Origin of the sequence: Palaeococcus pacificus DY20341 (genome assembly GCF_000725425.1) — an archaeon.
GTDB classification, from domain to species: Archaea; Methanobacteriota_B; Thermococci; order Thermococcales; family Thermococcaceae; genus Palaeococcus; species Palaeococcus pacificus.
This window is the reverse complement of the sequence record NZ_CP006019.1, coordinates 1,261,440-1,284,828: the sequence shown is the minus strand read 5'-3', so window position 1 is coordinate 1,284,828 and position 23,389 is coordinate 1,261,440. Positions and strand designations below refer to the sequence as shown.

Annotated in this window: 25 protein-coding genes and 1 tRNA gene; 17 read left to right on the top strand and 9 right to left on the bottom strand. The window is 43.5% G+C overall.

The annotated features are described in order from the left end of the window. Positions 1-7: 7 nt before the first annotated feature. Entirely contained in the window at positions 8-1,519 is a 1,512-nt protein-coding gene (gene pheS, locus PAP_RS07050; protein ID WP_048165340.1) for a phenylalanine--tRNA ligase subunit alpha, read from the bottom strand. A gap of 182 nt (positions 1,520-1,701) precedes the next feature. Here pheS and PAP_RS07045 point away from each other — a divergent pair, with 182 nt between their 5' ends. After that, positions 1,702-2,061: a DUF4870 domain-containing protein gene (locus tag PAP_RS07045; protein WP_048165339.1), complete on the top strand. Its 360-nt coding sequence runs from the start codon at positions 1,702-1,704 to the stop codon at positions 2,059-2,061. 62 nt (positions 2,062-2,123) lie between these two features. Here the strand turns inward: PAP_RS07045 and PAP_RS07040 are convergent, their stop codons facing one another. After that, positions 2,124-2,399 carry a DUF3216 domain-containing protein gene (locus PAP_RS07040; protein WP_048165338.1) on the bottom strand — a complete coding sequence of 92 codons (276 nt, stop codon included), beginning with the start codon at positions 2,397-2,399 and terminating at the stop codon, positions 2,124-2,126. Between the two features lie 144 nt (positions 2,400-2,543). On the opposite strand from PAP_RS07040, the gene eif1A reads away from it, so the two are divergent. The 8 genes from eif1A to PAP_RS07000 are packed head-to-tail and all read left to right on the top strand — an operon-like array spanning position 2,544 to position 9,572. Then, positions 2,544-2,906, top strand: coding sequence for a translation initiation factor eIF-1A (gene eif1A / locus PAP_RS07035; protein ID WP_048165337.1), 363 nt, complete (start codon positions 2,544-2,546; stop codon positions 2,904-2,906). Positions 2,907-2,930: 24 nt separating this feature from the next. Further along, entirely contained in the window at positions 2,931-3,722 is a 792-nt protein-coding gene (locus tag PAP_RS07030) for a serine protein kinase RIO (protein WP_048165336.1), read from the top strand. After that, positions 3,709-4,359, top strand: coding sequence for a KH domain-containing protein (locus tag PAP_RS07025; RefSeq protein WP_048165335.1), 651 nt, complete (start codon positions 3,709-3,711; stop codon positions 4,357-4,359). The genes PAP_RS07030 and PAP_RS07025 overlap by 14 nt, the downstream gene beginning before the upstream one ends. Next, on the top strand, positions 4,346-6,040 hold the full coding sequence (gene top6B / locus PAP_RS07020; protein ID WP_048165334.1) for a DNA topoisomerase VI subunit B: 1,695 nt from the start codon (positions 4,346-4,348) through the stop codon (positions 6,038-6,040). Before PAP_RS07025 ends, top6B begins: the two co-directional genes overlap by 14 nt. Next, positions 6,037-7,185 carry a DNA topoisomerase IV subunit A gene (locus PAP_RS07015; RefSeq protein WP_048165333.1) on the top strand — a complete coding sequence of 383 codons (1,149 nt, stop codon included), beginning with the start codon at positions 6,037-6,039 and terminating at the stop codon, positions 7,183-7,185. The genes top6B and PAP_RS07015 overlap by 4 nt, the downstream gene beginning before the upstream one ends. Further along, positions 7,182-8,480 (top strand): DUF530 family protein, encoded by a 1,299-nt coding sequence (locus PAP_RS07010; RefSeq protein ID WP_048165332.1) that lies wholly within the window; start codon positions 7,182-7,184, stop codon positions 8,478-8,480. The genes PAP_RS07015 and PAP_RS07010 overlap by 4 nt, the downstream gene beginning before the upstream one ends. Then, positions 8,428-8,814 (top strand): DUF1699 family protein, encoded by a 387-nt coding sequence (locus PAP_RS07005; protein WP_048165331.1) that lies wholly within the window; start codon positions 8,428-8,430, stop codon positions 8,812-8,814. The genes PAP_RS07010 and PAP_RS07005 overlap by 53 nt, the downstream gene beginning before the upstream one ends. Beyond that, complete coding sequence (locus PAP_RS07000; RefSeq protein WP_048165330.1) at positions 8,811-9,572, top strand: DUF4129 domain-containing protein; 762 nt, start codon at positions 8,811-8,813, stop codon at positions 9,570-9,572. Before PAP_RS07005 ends, PAP_RS07000 begins: the two co-directional genes overlap by 4 nt. Here PAP_RS07000 and PAP_RS06995 read toward each other — a convergent pair. Continuing rightward, complete coding sequence (locus PAP_RS06995) at positions 9,569-9,772, bottom strand: MoaD/ThiS family protein (protein WP_048165329.1); 204 nt, start codon at positions 9,770-9,772, stop codon at positions 9,569-9,571. The genes PAP_RS07000 and PAP_RS06995 overlap by 4 nt on opposite strands. A gap of 171 nt (positions 9,773-9,943) precedes the next feature. Between PAP_RS06995 and PAP_RS06990 the strand changes: the two genes are divergently transcribed. Next, complete coding sequence (locus PAP_RS06990; RefSeq protein ID WP_048165328.1) at positions 9,944-10,879, top strand: hypothetical protein; 936 nt, start codon at positions 9,944-9,946, stop codon at positions 10,877-10,879. Between the two features lie 6 nt (positions 10,880-10,885). Continuing rightward, positions 10,886-11,311, top strand: a complete 426-nt coding sequence (locus PAP_RS06985; protein ID WP_048165327.1) for a hypothetical protein — start codon at positions 10,886-10,888, stop codon at positions 11,309-11,311. Between the two features lie 11 nt (positions 11,312-11,322). Here the strand turns inward: PAP_RS06985 and PAP_RS06980 are convergent, their stop codons facing one another. Further along, on the bottom strand, positions 11,323-12,645 hold the full coding sequence (locus PAP_RS06980) for a RuvB-like helicase (protein ID WP_048165326.1): 1,323 nt from the start codon (positions 12,643-12,645) through the stop codon (positions 11,323-11,325). A gap of 340 nt (positions 12,646-12,985) precedes the next feature. Here PAP_RS06980 and PAP_RS06975 point away from each other — a divergent pair. The 3 genes from PAP_RS06975 (at position 12,986) to PAP_RS06965 (ending at position 16,212) form a co-directional block, all read left to right on the top strand. Next, positions 12,986-13,063: transfer RNA gene (locus PAP_RS06975), tRNA-Arg, on the top strand. Between the two features lie 553 nt (positions 13,064-13,616). After that, positions 13,617-15,119 carry a carboxypeptidase M32 gene (locus PAP_RS06970; RefSeq protein WP_048165325.1) on the top strand — a complete coding sequence of 501 codons (1,503 nt, stop codon included), beginning with the start codon at positions 13,617-13,619 and terminating at the stop codon, positions 15,117-15,119. 85 nt (positions 15,120-15,204) lie between these two features. Further along, on the top strand, positions 15,205-16,212 hold the full coding sequence (locus PAP_RS06965) for a radical SAM protein (RefSeq protein ID WP_048165985.1): 1,008 nt from the start codon (positions 15,205-15,207) through the stop codon (positions 16,210-16,212). On the opposite strand, the gene PAP_RS06960 is transcribed toward PAP_RS06965, so the two are convergent. Continuing rightward, positions 16,199-16,531 carry an ASCH domain-containing protein gene (locus tag PAP_RS06960; RefSeq protein WP_048165324.1) on the bottom strand — a complete coding sequence of 111 codons (333 nt, stop codon included), beginning with the start codon at positions 16,529-16,531 and terminating at the stop codon, positions 16,199-16,201. The two genes, PAP_RS06965 and PAP_RS06960, sit on opposite strands and share 14 nt — an antisense overlap. 9 nt (positions 16,532-16,540) lie before the next feature. Then, a complete protein-coding gene (locus PAP_RS06955; RefSeq protein WP_048165323.1) occupies positions 16,541-17,656 on the bottom strand; it encodes a geranylgeranyl reductase family protein in 1,116 nt (371 codons plus the stop codon). A gap of 73 nt (positions 17,657-17,729) precedes the next feature. Between PAP_RS06955 and pcp the strand changes: the two genes are divergently transcribed. Next, positions 17,730-18,335 (top strand): pyroglutamyl-peptidase I, encoded by a 606-nt coding sequence (gene pcp, locus PAP_RS06950; RefSeq protein ID WP_048165322.1) that lies wholly within the window; start codon positions 17,730-17,732, stop codon positions 18,333-18,335. Between the two features lie 5 nt (positions 18,336-18,340). Here pcp and mtnP read toward each other — a convergent pair whose 3' ends face one another. Together mtnP and PAP_RS06940 are read right to left on the bottom strand one after the other, a co-directional pair. Continuing rightward, positions 18,341-19,144: an S-methyl-5'-thioadenosine phosphorylase gene (gene mtnP / locus PAP_RS06945; RefSeq protein ID WP_048165321.1), complete on the bottom strand. Its 804-nt coding sequence runs from the start codon at positions 19,142-19,144 to the stop codon at positions 18,341-18,343. Between the two features lie 169 nt (positions 19,145-19,313). After that, entirely contained in the window at positions 19,314-21,254 is a 1,941-nt protein-coding gene (locus PAP_RS06940) for an arginine--tRNA ligase (protein WP_048165320.1), read from the bottom strand. Between the two features lie 97 nt (positions 21,255-21,351). Between PAP_RS06940 and PAP_RS06935 the strand changes: the two genes are divergently transcribed. Continuing rightward, positions 21,352-21,645 carry a lipoate protein ligase C-terminal domain-containing protein gene (locus PAP_RS06935; RefSeq protein ID WP_048165319.1) on the top strand — a complete coding sequence of 98 codons (294 nt, stop codon included), beginning with the start codon at positions 21,352-21,354 and terminating at the stop codon, positions 21,643-21,645. Continuing rightward, positions 21,632-22,192 (top strand): stage II sporulation protein M, encoded by a 561-nt coding sequence (locus PAP_RS06930; protein WP_048165318.1) that lies wholly within the window; start codon positions 21,632-21,634, stop codon positions 22,190-22,192. Before PAP_RS06935 ends, PAP_RS06930 begins: the two co-directional genes overlap by 14 nt. Before the next feature lie 2 nt (positions 22,193-22,194). On the opposite strand, the gene PAP_RS06925 is transcribed toward PAP_RS06930, so the two are convergent. Further along, a complete protein-coding gene (locus tag PAP_RS06925; RefSeq protein WP_048165317.1) occupies positions 22,195-23,277 on the bottom strand; it encodes a DUF354 domain-containing protein in 1,083 nt (360 codons plus the stop codon). Positions 23,278-23,389 lie beyond the last annotated feature (112 nt).

Below are 23,389 nucleotides of genomic sequence, written 5' to 3'. Positions count from 1 at the left end.
TCTCACCTCACCACACGAGCTTTGCCTCTCTTAGCCATCTCAAGTCATAGCTGAAGAGATACCTTATGTCATCAATTCCGAGCTTGAACATTGCCAAACGGTCAATTCCTATTCCCCAAGCAATCACAGGTACATCAATGCCCAAAGCTTTGGTCATTTCTTCCCTAAAGATTCCAGCTCCACCGAATTCAACCCACCCAAGCTCCTCATGATAGGCACTCATTTGGACGCTTGGCTCTGTAAAGGGATAATAGTCTGGGAGGAACTTAACTTTCTTCGCTCCGGCTATCTCGACGGCAAAGCGCTTTAAAATGCCCAAGAGGTTCTTGAAAGTCAGGTCTTCACCAACGACAAAGCCATCAACCTGGTTAAACTCTATTAAGTGAGTTCTATCCAAAACATCGGGCCTAAAGACTCTCTGGATCGCAAAGTACTTGCCCGGAATTTGGACACCTTTAGCCAATTGGCGCGCACTCAAAGCCGTCGCGTGTGCTCTCGGCATGAGAAGCATGGCTTTTCTTGGATCCCATTTGTATCCCCATCCTCTTGAGCCAGTCTCCCAGCCGTGCTCGTGGGAAGCCTTAACTCTCTCAACGAGCTCTTCCTTTGGCAAATAGCCCATCTTTGGGTGCTTTAGTTGGTAGGTGTCTGTCCAATCACGAGCAGGGTGATTTTGTGGTTGGAAGAGAGCATCAAAGTTCCAGAACTGAGTTTCTATTAAACTCTCAGCTTCCATTTCAATGAAGCCCATTTCTATAAGCTTGCGTCTTATTTTATCGAGGAAAGCCCTATAAGGCTGCTTTTTACCCGGATAAGTTACTTTAACTGGGGCTTTTATATTGAAGCGCTTGAACTCCACGTTCCTCCACTTGCCGCTCGTTATAAGCTCGGGCGTTAGGTATGAAACTTCCTCTTTAAGCTCTAACCCGGTTTTAACCAACTCCAGACCTTTTTCTGTTATCTCCACTTCTCTCTCACTTTTGCTTTCCTCATCTCCAATTTTTCTTCGTTTGATCTCCTTAAGGGATACCAGCTTTTCAATCTCGCTCGCTTCAACTTCGCTCCTCTCTGCAAGAAGTTCTAAAGCCTTATCAATAGGACGCTTTTGACTCAAAGCTTGCTTTCCTTTCTCAGTAATCTCCAAAACCAGCTTTCCCTCTTCTTTTCTTACACTTGCCCAGCCCTCTTTTCTGAGAAGTCCCACTATAGGCTTAAGCTCATCTTCGCTTAAAACATCTTTTAAGTCATCTAAGCTTATTTTCCCCCTTTCGACTAAAATTTTAAGCGCCCTCCTCTCTGGAAGGCCTATTTGAGCATATTTCTTAGCAAGCTCTGTGGACTTAACTACTTTGAAGTGTTTCTCGTGGAGCTTTGCCAAGCCCTTGCTTTGGAGGCCAAGAATAGCCCTCATTACAGCAACTTGATCTAGCTTAGTTCTCTCAACAAGCTCTTCAACTTTACAGCTTCCTATTTCTCCTAACTTTATGAGCGTGAGCTTTTCGTGATAGCTTAGTTCCATTTCCAGCACCCCGAATTTAGTTGGGATGCTGTTACTTAAAAATTGCGGTTTTTAAAAAGAGTGTGTTGAGGAATGCTACTTGAAAAATTTATAAGTTTCATGCACATACTTAAATTTATGGAAAGCTATTTAATGGAGTTATTCCTAAATTAATATTACAAAATTAATGAGGTGTTTTTGATATGGAAAGTACTGGTGAACTAGAGAAGAAAACTTCCCTCGGTTTGGAAGAGAACATCGAGGGAGCATTAGCTTATGTACTAGGATTCATAACAGGGATAATCTTTCTGCTGGCAGAAAAAGAGAGCGATTTTGTTAGATTCCATGCTATGCAGTCAACAATTACATTTTTAGGGCTGTTCATCATAAATTTAGTGCTGGGATTTATACCATTTCTAGGGTGGATACTAGGATTGCTGCTGTCATTACTAGGCTTTATTTTCTGGATCCTAGGAATAGTGAAGGCATACCAAGGAGAGCTCTACAAGTTCCCAATAGTGGGAGATATAGCAGAAAACCAGCTACAGAAGATGAACATTTAGCTCCTCTTTTTATTTTAAAAATTTAAAGCAGAGCGATTCTCGTTGTTCAATCAATTATGGTGTTAGGGCTTTTTAAACCTAGCATCCAGCTCCTTTCTTTTGTAGCGAACCTCATTCAAAAGTTCTTCAACCTTCACCTTTTGCTGACTGTCACTAATTTTGCCTTTTAGTGTTATTAGAACCCCTTCTAGGAAACCGTAAATACTAGCCTCAATAAATTCTCTCCCCTTTTTTGACTCCAGCTCTTCGTTGAGTGCTACAAAAGAATCTATTCTTTTAACTACATCTTCCTCTCCAAGTTCATGGCAGAGTTTTTTAATCTCCTCCACAACCTCCATGACAACCCCCAAGTGACTAAAGCAAAGAACTTTTAAATGATTGCGCTGAATATTTTAGTGCATCCGATGCAAAAATTTTTAAATACTTGACTCTTAGTATTTTTAGAAAATTTTTGCAAAGATGAAATGTTGGAGGTGGCGCTCATGTGCGCATATAAAAGAGGTCAAAATAAGAAAAAGAAACACTCTCAAAATACAGGTGAAGAAATTATTAGGGTCCCCCTTCCAAAAGAGGGACAAGTATTTGGTGTAGTTGAGCAGGCGTTGGGAGCCGGATGGATGGACGTTAGATGCTCCGACGGATACGTTAGAAGATGCAGAATTCCAGGAAAGCTCAAGAGGAGAATGTGGGTTAAAGTAGGTGATATCGTCATAGTTGAGCCCTGGCCAGTACAAACAAACGAAAGGGGAGACATAAAGTACAGATACACAAGAACCCAAGTAGACTGGCTTTTGAGAAAAGGTAAGATATCCCAAGACTTCATATCTGGTGGACTCTTTCTTTAATGACTCCCTTGTTAAGTGATTGAAATGAAGCCTGAAAGTGTTGATAGGAAAATCTTTGAACTGCTTGGGTTAAAAGAAGAAAGAGAAAAAGACAGTGAGCTCTATAAAGTATTCAGCGAAGTGTTCGATAAGACAACCCAAGAGACTCTCGAATATATGAAAAAAAGAGGTTATATAGATACGCTATTTGGAGTTATATCCACGGGAAAAGAGGCCAATGTATTCAGAGGACTTGACAAAGATGGTAACCAAGTGGCAGTTAAGATTTATAGGACTTACACAACAGAGTTTAGGCGTATTTGGGAATATTTAGCTGCAGACCCAAGGGTAGGGTATTTGCCGAAGGATATTAGAAAGCTTGTGTTTATTTGGACGAGAAGGGAGTTCAAAAACCTGCAAAGGGCCATAAAATACGCGGTTAGAGTCCCAGAGCCATTAGCTTTCCGAAAAAATATCCTAGTTATGGAGTTTATTGGAAATGAATATCCCGCACCAAGGCTTAAAGACGTTGAGAGGACATTGAGCTTGGAAGAGTTTGAAGAGCTCTACCACTACACAATGAGAGTCATAGAGAGACTTTGGAAGAGAGGCGAGATGGTTCACGGAGATTTGAGCGAGTATAACATACTTATGTGGGATAAGCCAGTTATAATAGACTGGTCTCAAGCCACGGTTAGTAGAAATAAGATGGCTAAAACCTTGCTCTATCGTGATTTAAGGAATATCACCCATTACTTTGCTAAAAAAGGCGTCGAGGTTGAAGATCCCAGTGATAAACTGAAAGAGCTGGTTGGTGAGAGCTATGAAGGAATTTGAAAAGAAGCTCGAAGAGTATGAAAATGTTGACAAAGAAGGTGAGGAAGAATACGAAGAAACTCCCTATGAGGAAATCTTCAATGAAGAGTATGTTAGGATACCTAAAGAGAGAATAGGAGTTTTGATTGGAAGGAAGGGCGAGACTAAAAGGGAAATTGAGGAAAAGACAAAAACTAGGATAGATATTGACAGTGACAGCGGAGAGGTGTTTATAAGCTCAACTAAAGAAACAGAAGACCCACTGGCTGTTTGGAAGGCAAGAGACATCGTTACTGCCATTGGAAGAGGATTTAGTCCTGAGAAGGCATTTAGACTCTTAGAAGAAGGGGAAGTCTTAGAGGTAATTAACTTATCCGATATTGTTATCGGTAATGATAAAAATGCTCTCCCACGTGTCAGAGGGAGGATAATAGGCAGGAAGGGCAGGACAAGGGAGATAATTGAAGAGATGAGCGGTACTTATGTGAGTGTTTACGGAAAGACAGTTTCCATCATAGGAAACCCAATCCAAGTTGAAATAGCTAAAACAGCAATTGAAAAGCTCGTAAGAGGTTCCCGTCACGGTTCCGTTTACAAATTCCTAGAAAGGAAAAAGAAAGATCTAGAATTGGAGGGAATGACTTATGGCCAAATCTGAAGCCAAGGAGCTTTTTAAGGAGTTTAAAATCCAAAGCGTTAGTGAGTTCTTTAGAAGAAACGCCGCTATGCTAGGTTACACAGGAAAAGTACGCTCATTTACAACGCTAATCCACGAAGCAGTGACAAACGCTCTCGATGCTTGTGAAGAGGCTGGTATTCTACCCTACGTAAAAGTTGAAATTGAGGAGCTTGGAAAGGAGCACTATAAACTCATAGTGGAAGACAACGGACCTGGAATTCCTGAAAAGTTTATATCACACGTATTTGGTAAAATGCTCGCAGGAACAAAGGCCCACAGAAACATACAAAGCAGAGGACAGCAGGGTATAGGTATAAGCGGTGCGGTGATGTTTGCTCAAATGACGAGCGGTAAAGCTACCCGCGTAATCACTTCAACAGGCGGCGATGAGATAATAGAAGCGTGGGTGATGATTGACGTTGAGAAGAACGAAGGTAAAGTTGTTAAGAAGATAAAGCACCCGAATCCAACAGGATGGCGTGGAACTAGGATAGAGATGGAAGTTAAGGATGTAAGATACATCCGCTCAAAGCAGGGGCCCTACTGGTATCTAAAGCTCACCGCTATAGCCAACCCCCACGCTCACATTGAGCTTATAGAACCCGATGGGAAGTTAATAGTCTTTCCAAGAGGCAGTGAGGAGATTCCAAAGCCTCCCGAAGAGATGAAGCCGCACCCAAGAGGAGTCATTACAGACGATCTCTTTAGGATGGCCAAAAAGACGAGGAGGAGCACGGTTAAGCGCTTTTTGGTTGGCGAGTTCTCGAGGATAAGTAGCCAAAAAGTAAGTGAGATAGTGAAATATGTTGCCGCTTTAAGGCTCATAAATGGTGTTGAGGAAGAGCAGAAGAAAAAGCAGCTCTACGAGCGCTTGGCTAACGGTGAAGTTGATATAATCTTAAAGAGCTTTGGAAAGAGGGGCAAGCAAACACTGAGACAGGTAGAGAAAATAATGGAAAAAGAACCCTCAAAGCTCACGTGGCATGAAGCTGAAGAGATAATTGAGGCGTTCAAGTACATAAAGTTCTTAGCTCCTCCAACGAGCGGTTTAAGGCCAATTGGAGAGGAGAACATAGAAAAGGGACTCACAAACATCCTCAACCCAGAGTTCGTAACTTCCCTAACAAGGTCCCCAAAGGTCTACCGCGGTGGTATACCCTTCCAGGTTGAGGTTGCTTTGGCTTTTGGAGGCTCTTTGAGCGGCTTCGACATCCTGAGGTATGCCAACAGAGTTCCACTGCTCTTTGATGCAGGCTCATGTGTAACCACTTCGGCAGTTAGAAGTGTCGATTGGAAGCGCTATAAGGTGGACAACCTTGAAGATGCCCCAATGGTTGTTTTTGTCAATGTAATCAGTGTTCACGTGCCCTACACATCAACAGGCAAGCAGAGCATAGCGAGCGAGGAGGAAATCTACGAGGAGATCCGCTTGGCTTTGATGGAAATTGGAAGGCGGCTAAAGAAGTACTTGAGCGGAAAGCACAGGAAGCTCCACCAAGTCAAGAGGAGAAGGACATTGGAGAAGTATGTTGATGAAGTAGCGGAAGCTCTTTCTATTCTAACAGAAAAGCCCAAGGAGGAGATTAAGCCCTACTTCCTCGGTCTCATAGAGAAGAAGTTTGAAGCCCCCGAAGTGGAAGCTGCGGAGGGAGAGGCATGACAATTAAGAGAGAAAAGCCAAGAGAGAAGTTTGGCTACGACCCCCAAAAGGTCATCAAGAAGCTTGAAGGAATTGGATATCAAATCCTCGAGGCAGTTAAGCAAGGCAAAAATCCACACATAGATGTCCCAATGAGGGGAATAAGCAACGTCTACTATGATGAGGCAACGAAGACGATTCAAATGGGCGATAAAATCTCGAGGCGTTATTTCCTTCACGTGGCTCATGCTAAAAAGTTCATGCAGACCGTCCTCATAGCCGCTTATATCAAAAGATTAGTCGGTGAAATGAAGCATGCGAGCTTGAGAGAAGCTTACTATGCAAACAAGCACAGCGTTGGCGGGACAAAGGAGAACACTTTCGAAGATCAGATCGAGAGCAACGCCATTATAGAAGACCTTGAGAGGACTTTAGGTGTTTTGAGAGAGGAGATGCACATTACAGCCGATAGAAGGGGCTACATCTACGGTGATATAACAATTAAGGACGGCGAGGATGAGTTCAACACCTCAAAGCTCGGTATGGGTGGATGGGCAGTTCCAGGAACAGTCGAGCACCTTAAGTTCACTCAGATCAACGTTGACTATGCCTTAGTTGTTGAGACAGCTGCTATGGCCGACCGTCTAATTGAAGAAAAGTTCCCCAAGAAAGAAAACGCCCTCATCATAGCCACTCAAGGTCAAGCCTCAAGAGGTGTGAGAAGGCTAATCCACAGGCTCCATTATGAGGAGGGCCTGCCCATAATAGTCTTCACGGATGGAGACCCCTACGGATGGTACATCTACTCCACAATTAAGCAGGGTTCGATTAACCTCGCTTATTTGAGCGACAAGCTCGCAACGCCTGAGGCGAAGTTCGTTGGAATGACTATGGACGATATAGAGCGCTATGGATTGCAAAGAGTTACAGAGAAGCTTAAAGGAATTCCACCAAACAAGAAAGGCGGACCAACTGGTGATTATAAGCGTATACTGGAGGAGATGGAGTACCCATGGTTCAAAAACAGGGAATGGCAGAGGCAGCTTAAGATGGCTATTAAGCTCGGAGTTAGGATTGAGCAGCAGGCTTTAGCACACAAAAGCTTAGAGTTCGTGGCTAAGAAGTATTTGCCCGAAAAAATAGCCAACGAGGAATTGTTGCCATGACGACAACAGAAGAGCTCATTTCAAGAGTAAATTTGCTGTTGGATGATATAAAAACAAATACGCCTAGGTTATTTGAGGGTAGCGTTCCCTCAATAGTTTTCCACCTCAACAAACAGCTTAGCGTGTTAGAGGACTTAAGACATGAGCTCGAAAGGAGGGTCGGCGTCACGGCACCCTCCACATACTTCCTCTCAAGGAGTGAGAGGGATCCAAACATTCACTGGATATACAGAAAGAAGCACAACAGAGTGCTTGCCCTGGAAAGAATTAAAAGCGCTATAATGGCCCATAAGATGGCATTAGGCCACATATTAGCCAACTACAGCTTCTACGATGGAAGGAAAGAAATCGAGCCCAAGAACATAAAAGACCCAAAAAAGGTTAGAGCAATTAAAAAGGAGATAGTTATTGGGCGGTTGGACATACTTCCACACCTAGCTTATTCGGGAGATGTTCTAAGGATATTGAGCCAAAAAGACGTAGTTGTTAGAGAGGCCTTTAAGAATATAAAAGGAAAGCTTAGAGAGCGCGGAACTTTAAAAAAGATCGGCTATAGGCTGGAAGTTGAATATTTTGAAAACAAGAAGTTAAAGACCACGAGGATAACCCTTCCAGAAGATGTTGATATCGACAGCGAGCTGAGGAGAAGATATGGAAAAATGGTCCGGTGGAAGGTCTTAACTTCAGTAAAAACTAGAGGAGTTTTGATAAACAACCACTACACCGTAGACAACTTAGCTTTAGCATATGCAAGCTTGAATCCTGAAAAAGCCCTCCAAATGCTGGCCTTTGACTTGTTTAGGTACTATGTAATAACGTCCGAGAGAGATAGAGAATTTTTAGCATTATATCCCGATATTAAACTTCATATAGATTGTCACTACTCCCTCTTCGATGAGCCCTTTAGAAATGAGCCCTTCTTCAAAACAGGCTTTGGAAGCATGCTCCTGATAAGGAAAGGAGAAATTGAGAGAATGCTCTCTGGAAAAAGAAGTACGCTCTCAACAATTCCAAACTACCTGTTGGGAGCTGTGATACTCTACGGAATAAGTCCCTATAATGAGAAGAAAGTAGCGGAGCTCTTGGGCATTAACCAAAAGGAGCTTGAGGACGCCCTATGGAAAGTTGCAATATCCGGAATTCCTCTAGACACCTTTGGAGATAAGAAGAAGTTTGAGAGGTTTATGCCCAAGGAAGAGATAGTTGTGGAGTTTTTAAAAGCCCTCGAAGAAGGGGAAGAAGATGATAGAGCTAAAAGCAAGAAACAACGAGGAGCTCCTAAGAAAAATAGATGAGGAGCTCAAACCTGGGGTTGTGGAGGTTTACGTTAATCTAAGGCCCACCAAGGAGATAGTGGTGAGAATCCTTAAGAGGGCCCCAACGGTTAAAGTTATTGGCTGTCCACCGAGCTTATATCCAAAGGTTTCTAAAAAGGTCATTTCCGCTCTTGATAGGGTTGGGATTAAGCTCATACCCATCAAGCATCCCCGTGGAAGGCCCAAAAAGTACGATGATGGGATTAAGGAGAGAGTTGATGAGATGATAAGGAGGGGCAAGAGCTTAAAAGAAATCAGCGAAGAGCTCGGTATTCCCCTTAGGACACTCTACTATATGGTGAACGGCAAATGAAAAAGCTTCTCCCGTTTTTGGCCTTCTTTTTTCTCATAATCCTTTTATCAAGATCCGTCATTGAGGCGGGGACATCATTTTTCAATTTGGACTGGCTCCATTTCGGCATGTGGCTCTTCATGCTCTCAGTTTTTAGTGTAGTAATATGGTACATCCTAAAAAACGGCTTTCCCATCTCTCCATTAAGACGGCAAAAAATGACAAAAAAGGATTACATTGCGCTCATTTTAACAATGCTTGCGCTTTTGGTAGCCCTATATAAGCTCTTCTTTGAGAAGCCCGCTCTTGGAACCCCCATAGAAGCACCCCGTATAAAATACCCAATCATCGAGCTCTTCAATGTCACATCACCCGTAGAAGTCTTCTACAAGCCTTTGCCTATACTTATATATGCCCTCCCGCTCCTAGTGATAATAGCCTTTTTCGTGTATTACATGAGAAAATCCAAGAAAAAAGAGGAAATTGTTAAATTCAAACCCGAGCTCACATTTGAAACTATTGATGGCACAAAGGAAGAGCGCGTTATTAAGATGTACAAAAATATCGTAGCTGGCCTTGTGAGGAGAGGCTACCCATATCAAAAGAGCTGGACTCACTGGGAGCACGAAGATCACTTAAAAGACATCTTCGAGGACTTAAAAGACCTGCACACTCTAACTGCCATCTTCGAAAAGGCAAAATATGGGAGAGAGCTGAGTGAGGAGGACGTAGAGAAAGCAAAGGAGAGTTACAAAAAGCTCATGGAGTATCTAGCTTAACCGCCCGATACAACGGGGATAACTTCTATGTAGTCGCCGTCTTTCACAGGTGCGTCCTCTAAAACAACTTTGCCGTTAACTTTAGCCACAGCGCTCTCCGTATTGAAGCCAACTTCCCTGAAAACATCTTTTACTTTCATACCCTTTTGAAACTCTATCTCCTTTTCAATTTTCCTCCCGATGACCTTGACCTTAATCATGTTCTCACCAGCACAAATTCCCGCGGAGGGTTTATTAAGTTTAAGGAAAACCGAATTAGAGCATTAGCTTTTTTCCATTTTGTTCATATTCTTTTCCCATGTCAATACGACAAAAAAGTTATAAAGAACAGTGGTATATTTTAAATAAATAAAGTTGTTGGAGGTAGACTAATGAAGTGGAAAAGTTTAATAATATTAATCATTGGATTTTTGACTATGGGGACAATGGTAAAAATGGCAATAGCTGCACCATCTCAAGAGCTGAGCCATGATGTTGTACTTGCTCAGAGACTTCAAAAGGAGCTTGGAATTAATATTAAACCTGAGGAAGTTGCTATAGCTAAGAAAATAACAGCAAAAGATTTAAAAATGATTGATTATCTCCAGTCTCAAGGTGTGAAAGCTCCAAAAGAAAAATTACTTAAGTTAATTACAACCATTAAGGTTGCAAATCTAATAGCAGAAAAAACAGATGGAAATCCACTTGCTGTTTTTAAATACTTCTCCATTCTTGGAAATAAAGTCCAAATTGAGCATCCTGTTGGGATTACTAAAAGACAATCAGTACTCCATGCGAATAATATCTTAAACAAAAATAGCATAGTTCCTTTAAGTGGAGATTATGCTGACCTTCACCTAGATATGTGGGTAGGTCATATTTACCAAGATGACCCAGACATTCCCTACTATATAATTGTTCACAATGCATACTGGTGGAGAGAAACAGAAGCATCCACCTATGAAGGTTCAGATGATGTATTGTACTTTATTTGGGATGAAGCTGGTGATTTAGTATTATTTAACGACAAATATCCATTTAAGATTAGAAGAGCCGACTCAGCACTCGGAGCAATAGCATATTATGCCCCAGATGATTTAAATTCAGGGTATGTATACCTTTACTTACTGCCAAAAACACCAGATGTATCTGGAAGATATACTAGGGTTTCAATGAACTATGTGCACACGTATGGTATTGGAGGTAGTTTAAGTGTAACAGTTGGTTACAAATATGTCAGTGTTACATATAGCCCCAAAATAGGAGGTAAATGGAAAAAGTCAACATACGTAACGTTTAAGATTGATCCTTGGGGAGAATTGAAGTGATGCTATATGAGAAGAAATATCCTTATCTCCATTTTTTTGCTTTTCTTTATTGTAATTGTAGTGATGTTCTTTGGTGCCCCCCAGCTTTCAGTTTATCATGAGGTTCTCTTAAATAATAATCCAATCGAAACCTCGAAAGCTCTTCCTGGTACAATGAATAATCTCACATTTATGATGATTACAAACATAGATGCAGAGTGCTTAATTTCAGTTAGTTCCTCCTCGGAAGAATCTATAATGATAGAACCAAAAAATACCGTCTTTACAGCACCAAAACATCAAAAAGAGGTTATAACCTTTAAATTAGTTCCAATGAATAAAACTCGCTATATCATCTTCTATGAAATTGACTGCAATAGTACAGGATTTAGAAGGAGTTATTTCTCCTCCAGCGGCCAAATTACAATTTATACAAATGATGCAAAAGATTAAAAAGAAAATCCTCAACTTAGCATGCCCTCAAGATTCTCTACAAAGCTTATGCTCCTCCTTATGTCGGCGAAGTACTCTTTAGCCTTCTCGATGTGCTCCTTCTCAACCATTCCTCTAGCCAAAACACTTGCTGGTGCCAAAAGCTGGACTGCATACCTTAAGCTCGTCTTTTCGCCGAGTTCCGCTAAATACTCAATGGCATCCTCGCTTATCTCTATTCCTTCCTCACTTGCCCTAATCTTCACAATCTCCCTAACTTCGTCGCGTTTGTAGGGCTCAGTGTTGATTATCAAGAGCCTGTCGAGCATGTCTATAGGTATTCCGTGGGGAGCTTCAATATCAGTTCCCCTAATCCTTGTCCTTCCTCTGTTCGTTGCAAGAATCAATATTGGTGCGAGCTCTCCTTCCATTGCTCTAGCTAAGAAGGAGAAGGCCTCAATGTCGAGCATGTGGCACTCGTCTATGAACAAAACGCCCGGGACGAGTATCGCTTTGCCTTCCTCAACCCATCCTTTTACAGCCTCATCAACCCTTTGCCTAATGTCATCGTTTATCTCCATTCCCCCGCCGAAGAAGAGGCTAAATATTCCCCCGCTTCTTGCATTAACCACATCGAGGTCATGCAGTGTAACGGTGTATGTGAACTCTTTAATTTTAAGAACAGGTCCGCTTGGGAGATTCACTTTCCTCTTCAAGAATAGGCCTTCCTCCTCCTTTACAGTCCCAATCTTTGAAACCCTTCCTGTCTCAGCGTCTATTTGAATTACGTCTCCTTCTTCAATGCCTCCCTCAAGAAGCTGGTATGCTATCTCCCTGCCAACTTTAATGGTCTTTTTATCATCCTTAGTCTTGAGCGTTATTAGTGCACTCTCTGGGATTTCTACGTAGGGGTTGAACGGATGCTTCGTCCTCCTAATCTCAATCTTCTCTAAAGCTCCCTCATAGACCTTCTTTTCCTCGCTTATTCTAACACCAATCGCTCTTCTCAAAGCTTGCTTTAAGAATTCCGTCTTCTTCATCTCAGCTGAGTAAATCTCACTTCCCGCTATTTGAACAAATGGGACATCCTCACCCAGTTCTTTAGCAATTCCCATGGCTATAGCGGTTTTACCGCTTCCAGTTGGACCCACCAATAGAATGCCCTTACCGGCGAACTTACCCTTCTTTATGAGCTCCACTGCAATTCCAGCCGCTTCTCTAGCTTTCACTTGACCTACCATGCCATCGGCCATGAACTTGGCTTTCCCACTCTCGTCCAAACCAAGGCCTTTTATGTGGGAGTGGCTCCCTACGCGCTCAAAGCTTATCTTTGCAACCTCTTCTATCAGCGGCATGCTTCCACCTCCTTCCATCTTTAAGTTCCATTTTGTTATTAAAAAATGGATTTAAAAGGTTAACGGGAAAACGGCTGAGCCTCTAACGGCATTCTTTTGGCCCATTCACCATTCATTCAGAATTCCCGAGGCTGACACTTATTTCTAAAATCTGCCAGTTCGCTGGAAGAATGTCAAAAACCCCTAGAAACATCCTATGCTAACGTCTCAGCTCTAACAGGCAAAATGCTGATTATATGGAGACCTTGGTGGGCATGAATGATGTCAGAAGAAACACAGAATCGCGCCCCTAGTAAGGTAAAGATTTATAAACAAAAGCTTGCATTCACACATTGGGCGTGCCCCGGTGGCCTAGTCTGGATAGGGCGCGAGGCTGCGGACCTCGAGGTCCGGGGTTCGAATCCCCGCCGGGGCGCCACCATTCAGCCCTTGCTTGCGCAAGCGCTGGCGGAATGTTTCTTACTGTTTTAATTGGAGTAATTTTTAGGGCGCATTCTTGAGTTTGGAGGACTTTTACAGAGATTTTCACCCTAAGAACTCTATTTTACAGAGGATTCATTCAAAAAAGACGCCTGAAAGGCGTCAAAAAAGAGAGAATCCACCCCAAACCCATGTTTGATAATGAAAATCCACAAACAAAATTACCAATACAAGAATGCACAGGAAATCATCAACTTTAAAAGTTAATCCATTGGGTCAACCTTTTACAAGGCAAAGGTTGCTGGCGAAAAGTTTGATCAAAGCTCGTATGTCCTGTTAAACTTGCTATTCTCGTAGTGAATTCCTGCTAAACTGGTGCTCTTTGCGGTGAAAAAAACCTCCAAATCCCAAAACTTCAGCTTGAATTCACAACTAACCTCTTCACTGTTTCAGGGGAAAGTGAAATTTATTCAACTCTATATTTTGCGTTTAGATGAGTATCGAAAAATATTAAAAGGCGAGAGTTGTATTATATCCAGGTGGTTGGGAAAATGGCTGAAGAGATATTCCAAAACGAAACCATAAAGCAAATTTTAGCCCACTACAAGAAGATATGGGCGATAGGGCATGCTCAAAGCGTTCTTGGCTGGGACATGGAAGTAAACATGCCCAAGAGAGCAATCCAAGAGAGAAGCGTTGCTCAAGGAGAACTGTCAGTTTTAAGTCAGAGCTTCATGCTCGAGCCAAAGTTCGTTGAGCTCGTTGAGAAAGCCGAAGGATTAGAGCTCAACGACTATGAGCGCGGTGTAGTCAGGGTTTTGAAGAGAGATATAAAGATTGCCAAGGCCTTTCCGCCAGAGTTCGTTAGGGAGATGAGCGAGGTAAGGAGCAAGGCTACGATGGCTTGGGCTGAGGCTAAAGAAAAGAACGACTACAAGAAGTTTGAGCCATATCTTGACAAGATAATGGAGCTTGCTAAAAAAGCTGCGGACTATCTCGGCTATGAAGAGTATCCCTACGATGCGCTCTTAGACCTCTTTGAGGAAGGTCTCACCACAAGAGAAGTTGATAGGGTCTTCGAGAAGCTCGAAAAGGACTTGAAGCCACTCTTAGATAAGATACTTGAGGAAGGTAGAGTTCCAAGGGAGCACCCGCTTGAAAATGAGAAGTACGACCAAAATGCTATGGAGAAGGTCAATCTAGAGGTGCTCAGGCTCTTTAGATATCCTCTTGGCGAGAGAGGCCGCTTGGACGTCTCACCCCACCCGTTCACGATAGGTTTTGGAATTCACGACGTTAGAATAACTACACGCTATGAGGGCTTCGACTTCAGGAGAACGCTCTTGGCTGTTATCCACGAGTTCGGACACGCTCTATACGAGCTCCAGACCGACGAACGCTTTATGTTTTCCCCAATAGCAGGAGGAGTTTCCCTTGGAATACACGAGAGCCAGAGCCGCTTTTGGGAGAACATCATTGGCCGCTCAATAGAATTTGTGGAGCTAATCTACCCAATACTTAGAGAAAACCTCCCATTCATGGCAAACTATACCCAAGAAGACCTCTACAACTACATTAACATCGTTAGGCCAGACTTCATAAGGACGGAAGCTGATGTTGTAACCTACAACTTCCACGTACTCCTGCGCTATAAGCTCGAAAAGCTCATGGTGAACGAGGGTGTTAAGGCGAGTGAACTTCCAGAACTCTGGAACGAGGAGATGGAGAGGCTTTTGGGCATAAGACCAAAGACATATCGGGAGGGAATACTCCAAGACATACACTGGGCCCACGGAACTATAGGCTACTTCCCAACCTATACTCTTGGAACCCTCCTCTCAGCTCAAATCGCGAGCTACATGCGCAAGGACATTCCTGACTTCAGCGAGAAGGTTAGGAAAGGAGAATTCGAAGAAATCAAGGGCTGGCTGAGGGAGAAAGTCCACAAATACGGCTCAATGTACGAACCAAAGGAGCTCTTAAAGAGGAGCTTTGGCGAAGGAATCAACCCAGACTACTTCATCGCCTACGTGAAGGAAAAGTATCTAGGTTGATTTCGCACTGCTTCTTCTCTTTTTTGCATTATGCTTTTTGGATTTCAGGGAAAAACTTAAGCTAAGGAACATTAAAAAGGATTTGATGATTGAGGAGCTTTGTGAGATTGAAAATGGAAATGTTAAGTGCTTGGTCTGCGAGAGGAATTGCCTAATTAGAGCAGGGAAGTTAGGAATATGTAAAAATTACGCCAACATCGATGGAAAGCTCGTTCACATTGGCTACGGAAAGCTGAGCGCATTGGAGAGCCGGCCTGTAGAGATAAAGCCCTTCTTTCACTACTATCCAAACAGCACGGCCTTAACTTTCTCGGGCTTTGGGTGCAACCTCTACTGCCCCTGGTGCCAAAACTACCATTTGAGCTTCTCCCATGTCCCTAAGGACATCCCAAAAGTGCCTCCCGAAGAGCTCGTAGAGACAGCTTTGAGATACGGGGATGAGGGCCTTTGTGCAAGCTTCAATGAGCCTGCAACGCTTTTCACTTACCTCCTCGATGTCTTTGCTCTTGGGAGAGAAAAGGGCCTTTATGGCTGTTTGGTGACCAACGGCTACTTTACACCTAGAGCCTTAGAAGAGCTAGTCGAAAGCGGAGTTAGCGGCTTCAGCATAGACATAAAAGGGTGTCCCGGAATGAAGAGGGCTTTAGCAGCGGTAGACCATAGAAAGGTCTTTCGCAATGCAAGGAAAGCCCTTGACCTGGGGGCCCACGTGGAGATGGTTTATTTGGTTGTCACGAACACGAACGAAGAGTGCTACTCTTGGATATTCGAGCAACATTTGAGGCTTGGCGAAGATGTTCCTCTTCACATAAACCGTTACTACCCAATGCACTTCTGGAGAGAGAAGGAAACCCCAGTAGAGAAGCTCTTGGAGCTCAAGGAAATAGCCCAAAAAGAGTTCAACATAAACTACGTTTATTTGGGCAATATTGGTTCAATAAAACACGAGAGCACCTACTGTCCAAACTGCGGGAAAAGATTGATTGTTAGGGCCCACCAGCGGGTTGTGGAGTGGAACTTAACGAAAGAGGGCAGGTGCCCAAAGTGTGGAAAAAAGATTCCAATCTATGGGAGAGCGCCTACTCGTCTCTAAGAACCTCCACCTCTATTGCCACAACGCCGTATTTCTTCTCCCTCTCTTCATCGTAGAACTGCCGATAGATTTTAATGCCCTCCTCTATGCTTCCAACGTTGGGCAGAACATTCTCGAGGCCTTCTTTCTCAAGCATCTCCTTAAATGAGGCGTAGCGTCTTAGAGCCTTTATTTTAACCCTTAGCTTCCCCTCGAAGACTATTACGTCACCAACTTGGAGCTTCTGTCTCTTCTCGTCGTAAAGCCTTCCCTCAACTTTCTTTTTGCCCTCTTTCATCAATCTCAAGTACTCCTCCTGAAGCCCCATCTCCCACTCCATAGCATCACCTCATAGCAAATACCTTATCAGCATCGGTGTTATCTTTAATGCCTTCGCCAAGAGTCTTGGATGTTTTAAGAGTGCTTTAATAGTTTTTGCGTGCTCATCAAAGTCAGCAGTCTGCTCAATAACTTCTCTCGCTTCTTTTGTGGAGAGCAGCTCAAAGATCTTCTCCATTTGTTCTTGGTTTAGAGCTTTGAAGAGCTTCCTCGCCCTTAGGCCGAAACTTATTTCCCTCTTGATGTCGCTGCATATCTTCTCATACCTCTTTAAGTCGCCTTCTTTTAGAGCGTAAGCTAACGCGTGAGCACAGAACATTCCGTAAGCTATGCCTCCAGCAGTTAGGGGCTTCAACTGGAGGGCAGCGTCTCCTACTAAAGCGACATTTCTCCTCACCCAAGGTTTTCTAACACCGATACCAACGCTACCCGCCTTGAACTCTATTGCACTCTTGTCAGTGAGCATCCTTATTTTGAGGAACTTGTAGAGGGAATCTAATCGCCCAATGGTGCCCACTCTCGCTAAGTTTTCATCAATTGGAGCAACCCAAAAGAAGAAGTCTTCATTGAGCTCTTTATCGACCCAGACCTCTACGAAGTCGGGATTATCAAAATTTCCTATAATCTCCATCTCAAAACCGGGCAAAAACTCTCCTTTACTCTTCGCACCAATAGCTTGAGCTACTCTGCTGTGAACACCATCTGCACCGATGTAAACTTTTGCCTCTACCTCAAAGACATCGCTGTGCTTTTGAAGGAGAGCTCTCCCATTTTTAAATTCCAAGAACTTTGTGCTCAAAGAATATTCTGCTCCTTTCAAAATTGCCTTCCTCGCAAGTTCTCTCTCCAAGACCCTCCTATCAACCATGTATGCTTGAGGGCTTTTTCGCTCAATTTTAAAGCTTTGGATTTTGGAGTAAAATTTAGCACCTCTAAATGCATTGAGCACCGCTTTTTTTGGAAGGCCCAATTTTTCGTAGCTCTCCGCCCCGATTATGCCGGTGCAGGCCTTTTCACCAAAAGAACTTTTTTGTTCCACAACCAGAACATTGAAATCTCTCGCCAAAAGTGTGGCTAAGTAACTTCCCACGGGTCCTGCTCCAATAATCATCACATCATATGCCATCACAATCACCAACCTATTTAAAGCGTACCCTTCAAAACCTATAAATGTTTACCCAAACTCAAGAGGTGAGCATATGAAGGTCCTCATTACCGGATTTGAGCCTTTCGGAGGCGAAAAGATAAACCCCTCGTGGGAGGCAGTTAAAGAGCTATCAGACGAGATTGACGGTGCTCAAATAGTCAAGAAAGAGCTCCCGGTGAGCTTTAAAAAAGTTAGAGAGATTCTTCCAAAGCTCATTGAGGATGTAGCTCCAGATGTGATAATACTAACAGGGCAGGCTGGAGGAAGGTTCAACATAACTGTTGAGCGCGTTGCCATAAACATAATGGACTCCACAACCGCAGACAACGATGATTATGTTCCCGAAGATGAGCCAATTTATATGAACGCGCCATCAGCATATTTCGCAACGCTTCCGATAAAATCTATTGTAAAGAGCCTTAGGGATGAAGGAATTCCCGCAATGGTCTCTAACACAGCAGGCACTTACGTTTGCAATACCGCAATGTATGTTGCCCTACACCATGTTGCCCTCAAGGGTTTAAAGGCCAAAGCAGGCTTCATCCACGTTCCATACATCCCAGAACAAGTTTTAGACAAGCCAAGGCCATCAATGCCCTTAGAGATGATAAGAAAAGCGCTGGAGATAGCAGTTAAGGAAAGTCTAAGAGAGGTTTAGGGGGATCATTCCCCCGTTGCACCCTTCAAAGCGTCCTTACACGCACAGCGCCTCTCCTTTGGAATGTATTCAACGGCCTTCATGAGGAGAAGCTTTATCTCTTCGCTCTTTTTTGCCATTAGCTCGACAACTTCAGTGTGCGTGAGCTTTTCTCTGCTTATACCAGCGGCAAAGTTCGTAACGATGGCAACGCTTGAGTAGCACATCTCAAGCTCTCTCGCTAGAACTGCCTCAGGAACTTGGGTCATTCCAACCACATCAGCCCCTAAAATCTTGAGTGCCCTAATCTCAGCTTTGCTTTCGAAGCGTGGACCTTCCATACATGCATATGTTCCCATTGGGTGGTAAGTAAAGCCAAGCTCTTTGGCCGCTCTAATCAAAGCGTTCCTGAGCTCTGGGCAATATGGCTCTGTGAAGTCCACGTGAGCGACGAACTTTCTCTCATGGGGGGCATCTTCACCGTCATAGAAAGTAGTAATCCTGTTCTTTGTGAAGTCCATTAGCTGGTCAAGGACTACAAAGTCCCCCGGCTTCATGGCCTCATTTAGTGAGCCAACCGCTGAAGTGGACAAAATGCGCTCAACACCAAGCTCGTAAAGTCCCCAAATGTTCGCACGGTAGTTTATCTTATGTGGAGGAACACTGTGCTTCTCCCCGTGTCTTGCCAAAAAGACTATCTCTTCTCCTTTGTACTCCCCTATTTTTACTTTTATCGTCCCATAGGGCGTGCTTACTTCCTCTTCTCTCACATTCTCCAAGAGCTTTGGGTCGTAAACTCCAGAACCTCCTATTATGGCTATCCTCGGCATGCTATCACCTAAGCTAAAATGAGATGTGGAGGATTTAAACTTTCCCCAACGGCAAAATTAGAGTACCCTCAAGGGCTGGCTTAGGGCATTAATAGTGCAAACGCTGAACAAAAGGGTAACTTAGGAGGCACGAAAGATGTCAGAAAAGGGGCAGAAGCGTGCCCCAGATTTACATCACTTCCGGCGCTTCTATGCCCATTAAGCTCAGCACGTTCTTGAGGACTTGCTTCGTGGCCAATACTAAGAGTAGGCGCTCTTCCCTTATGCCTTCCTCGGCCTTCAGGACAGTCAGGGCCATATAGAATTTGTTGAACGTCATTGCCACCTCGTTGGCATACCAGGCCAATAGGTGGGGCTTTATGTCCATTCCAACGGTTTTTACGATTTCGGGGAACTTTGAGAGTATCTTTATGAGCTCCTTCTCCTTTGCATCGAGCTTTGAGAAGTCTGCCTTTTCAAAGAGGTCTTTGACATTGATGGTTAATCCTTCAGATTGAGCCTTTCTTAGAATTGATGCACACCTTGCGTGGGCGTATTGGACATATGGAGCGCTCTCTCCTTCAAAGTTGAGTGCATCGTCCCATCTGAAGACTATGACCTTTTCAGGTGAATACTTGATCATGTTGTATCTAACGGCACCTATACCTACTGCTTCAGCTATCTTATCCTTCTCCCCATCGCTTAAGCTTGGGTTCTTCTCCTCTACCAAAGCTCTCGCTCTCTTAAAGGCCTCATCTAGGACCTCATCCACAGTGAAGCCGACCCAAGTTCCTTTCCTTCCGCTGAATGAACCTTCTGGCCTAACGACGTGCTCGTAAGCTAAGTGGTGGAAGTTTTCGTAAGCGTTTTCATAGCCAAGGAGCTTTAAAGCGTAGGCCACAACCTTTTGGGGATATTTCTGTTCAGCTCCAATAACGTTTATGACCACATCGGCCTTTCCAAACTTGTCGCTCTTTTCTCCGTCTTTTGACGTAGTCCACGTCTCGTGCTCCTTACCTTCAAAGGGCACTTTGTCCCACACTTTATAAAGCATGTCTGCGCTCACTAAGCCGAACTTCCACATGTGATAGGCTATATCCTTGCCCGTATAAGTTGCTGTCCCGTCGCTCCTTATGAGGACTTTATCCGGATTTTCCATGTCCGGAAAGAGGTGTGAAAGCTTCATTATAAACGCACCCTTATACTTTCCTTCTTTTGCCCATTCAAAGTGTTCGTTCTTCTCTATCATTGCATAGGCCTCTTCAAAAATGCCGCTCCTCACTATGTCGCTCTCCCAGGAGAGCAGATCGTAGGCGATGTTTAACCTATATGTCGTCTCCATTTGAGCTTTAACACACTCCTCGGCCAGTTTACGTCCCTTTTCAGCTATTTCGTTGTCCCCTTCTTCAAGCTTCTTCATTAGCTCTCTAATTTTCTTCTCAACCTCTGGATTCTCCTGCATCTTCTTGTGTACTTCCACATAAAGAAGCCCCAAAACGTGGTCTATAGCATTTTCTTTTACCCCTTTGGCTTTGAGCTCTTCTCTGAGCTTTTCAAACTCGTCTTTCAAGTTGAGATATCCCCAAAACACCTGGGCAAATTGGATACCAAGGTCATCTATATAGTTCTGCACTTCGACGTTGTAGCCCAAAGCACGCATTACTCTTGCCATTGTATCTCCCAATATCGAGTTCCTCGCATGTCCCATGTGGAGGGGTTTGGTGGGGTTAACAGATGTGTGCTCCACTATAACTTTTTTACCCTTTCCAATCTCGCTCTTACCAAAGCTGTCGCCCTTCTCAAGGATTTCTTCCACCGCTGACTTTCCAAACTTCTCATAGTCCAAGAAGAAGTTTATGTATCCAGCGCCAGCTATCTCGACTTTTGCTATGTAATCCGGCAGTTTATCACCAATGTGCTCCACTATCTCCTGAGCTATCATCCTTGGGGCTTTTCTAAAGACTTTGGCCAATTGAAAAGCTACTGTCGTTGCAAAATCCCCAAGCTCCATACTCGGTGTTTCATCAAATAATACTTCAACCTTAAGCTCAACTCCCTTCTCTTCGGCCATTTTCTTGAGCTCTTCACTAAGGATAAGCTTTACCTCGTTTTTAACGTCCTCGTAAGCCATGAACATCACCTCTAAAATTCCCTTTAGGAAACTACTTTATAAAAGCTGTTCCTTAAGGTTTAAAAACTTCTCCTGGAATAATTGAGTTGGTGAAAGCATGAGGAAAGTAGGCGAGCATAAAGCGAGAAAAGGTTTAATCAGATTTGAGATTGATGAAGAGAGAGGAATTGCGAGAAGCGTTAAGATCAGCGGTGATTTCTTCATATATCCAGAAGAGGCTGTTGAAGAGCTGGAAAAATCCTTAGAGGGCAGAGAAATATCCAAGCTTGAAGATGCTATAGATGAGTTTTTCAAAGTGAACTTCGAAGGAGAGATGCCCTACATCACAGTTGAGGACTTTAAGATAGCGCTGAAAAATGCGTTAAGAGGAGAGAAGAATGACGAGGCGTAGAATTTTTGGTGCTTTGCTTGGAGTGTTTTTAATCGGTGTCGCACTTGGCATACTCTTCACGGTAGCTAATCCAAACTTTGCGGAGTCCATGTTTGAGAATCTTAGGAGATTACTCGGGCAAAAAGTTGGGGACGTTCATGAAAACCCCTTTGGAACATTCTTACTTATATTTTCAAACAATGCGAGAGTGGCCATAATAGCTGCCCTTGGGGGTTTCCTCTTTGGCATAGTTCCCATAGGCATTTTGCTGTTCAATGGATTCGTTGTGGGGATTGTTGTAGAATACAGCTATCTGCAGGGAACGCCTATTTCAACCCTAATCCTCTCAATAGTGCCCCATGGAATAGTTGAGATACCTGCATTTGCCGTTGCAGGCTTGGGTGGAATCGAGTGGTATCTCGAGATTATAAAAGGAGAAGGAACTATTGGGGAGCGCTTCAGGAGGGGCTTCAAAAACTCAATGAAAATGCTCGGTATCTCAATAGCCCTCCTTTTTATAGCGGCAGTTATAGAAGCTTACATCACACCTGCACTGGCAGGAATTTAAAATTAAAAGGCGAGCTTTTTTTCGCCCTCTTTAATCTCTTCAAAGCTTCCATATTCTTCATACGTCTCAATTTCCCTCAAAATTGCATCTATCGGGTTTTCAAGCCTTGACACCGTGTACCTTATGTAACTCCTGAACTTGCCGTTTCTTCTAAGGAACTCATAAGCCTTCTTTGCAACTGCTAATGGATCGGTTGAGTAGAACTTAACCCCCAAGTTTGTCATCCACTTTGTAACAGCTAAAGTCTTGCCGGGATACGTAGAAATTGTAGGCGTTCCTAATGCTATAGCTTCCCTGTTCATTGTCCCTCCTGCTCCTATCATCATCTTAGCATAGTAAAGCAAGCTTAAGCTATCCATAGGCTTCTCGGGCATTATGACATTATAAAAGCGTTCAAACCTTTTCCTTTGGCTTTCAGTTCTTGGGAAGAGGACTATCGGTATATCAGGCAGCATTGGAATTATCTTCTCCAAAACGCTCTTCTCAGCGTCCCCATTAAAGTAGTTGGCTTTTATAGGCTCGGGCCTCATGACGATGTAGTCATACTCCTCCAAGCCCAGCTCGTTTAAAGGTTCTTTTGATGGAGTAAAGCCGTAGATATGGGCTAGTTCAGCAAAACCCTTAATCGGCTTTAAAGCATTTGCATCCGCACCAGAACGCATGAGGTCGTATTTATCAATCGGCTCGGGATATATTATGCGAGAGGTTAGTGGAAGCATGAGCTTGTTCTGAGCTGTTGCAGTTTCATTATCCACAAATCCAATAGAAGGTATTCTCAATCCAAAAGCCACCCTTGGAGCTTCAACGGAGTGTTTATATAATGCCAAATCGGGTTTTTCCTCAATTATAAGTTGGGCGAGCTTTTGCTGTCTCTCAACGCTCGCGATTAGCTTTCCTTCTAAAGTCGAGCCGCCGTGCTTGCCCACAACATAATAATCTATACCGAGCATGTCCAAAATACCTGTTAATCCATCAAAATGACGTGTTGTTACAAGAACTTCGTATCCTCTTTTCTCAAGCTCTCTGATTATACCCTTGAAAAAGTGAGCGTGAGGTGCATTTGAGATGTCAATCCATACTTTCATTATACTCGCCTCCAAGTTAATAACCAACTTTGTCCATTAAAAGGGTTTCCGCAAAACGGTTATGAAGTCTTATTTTTTGAGCTTTCTGATAATTGTTTAGACTTGCTAACCG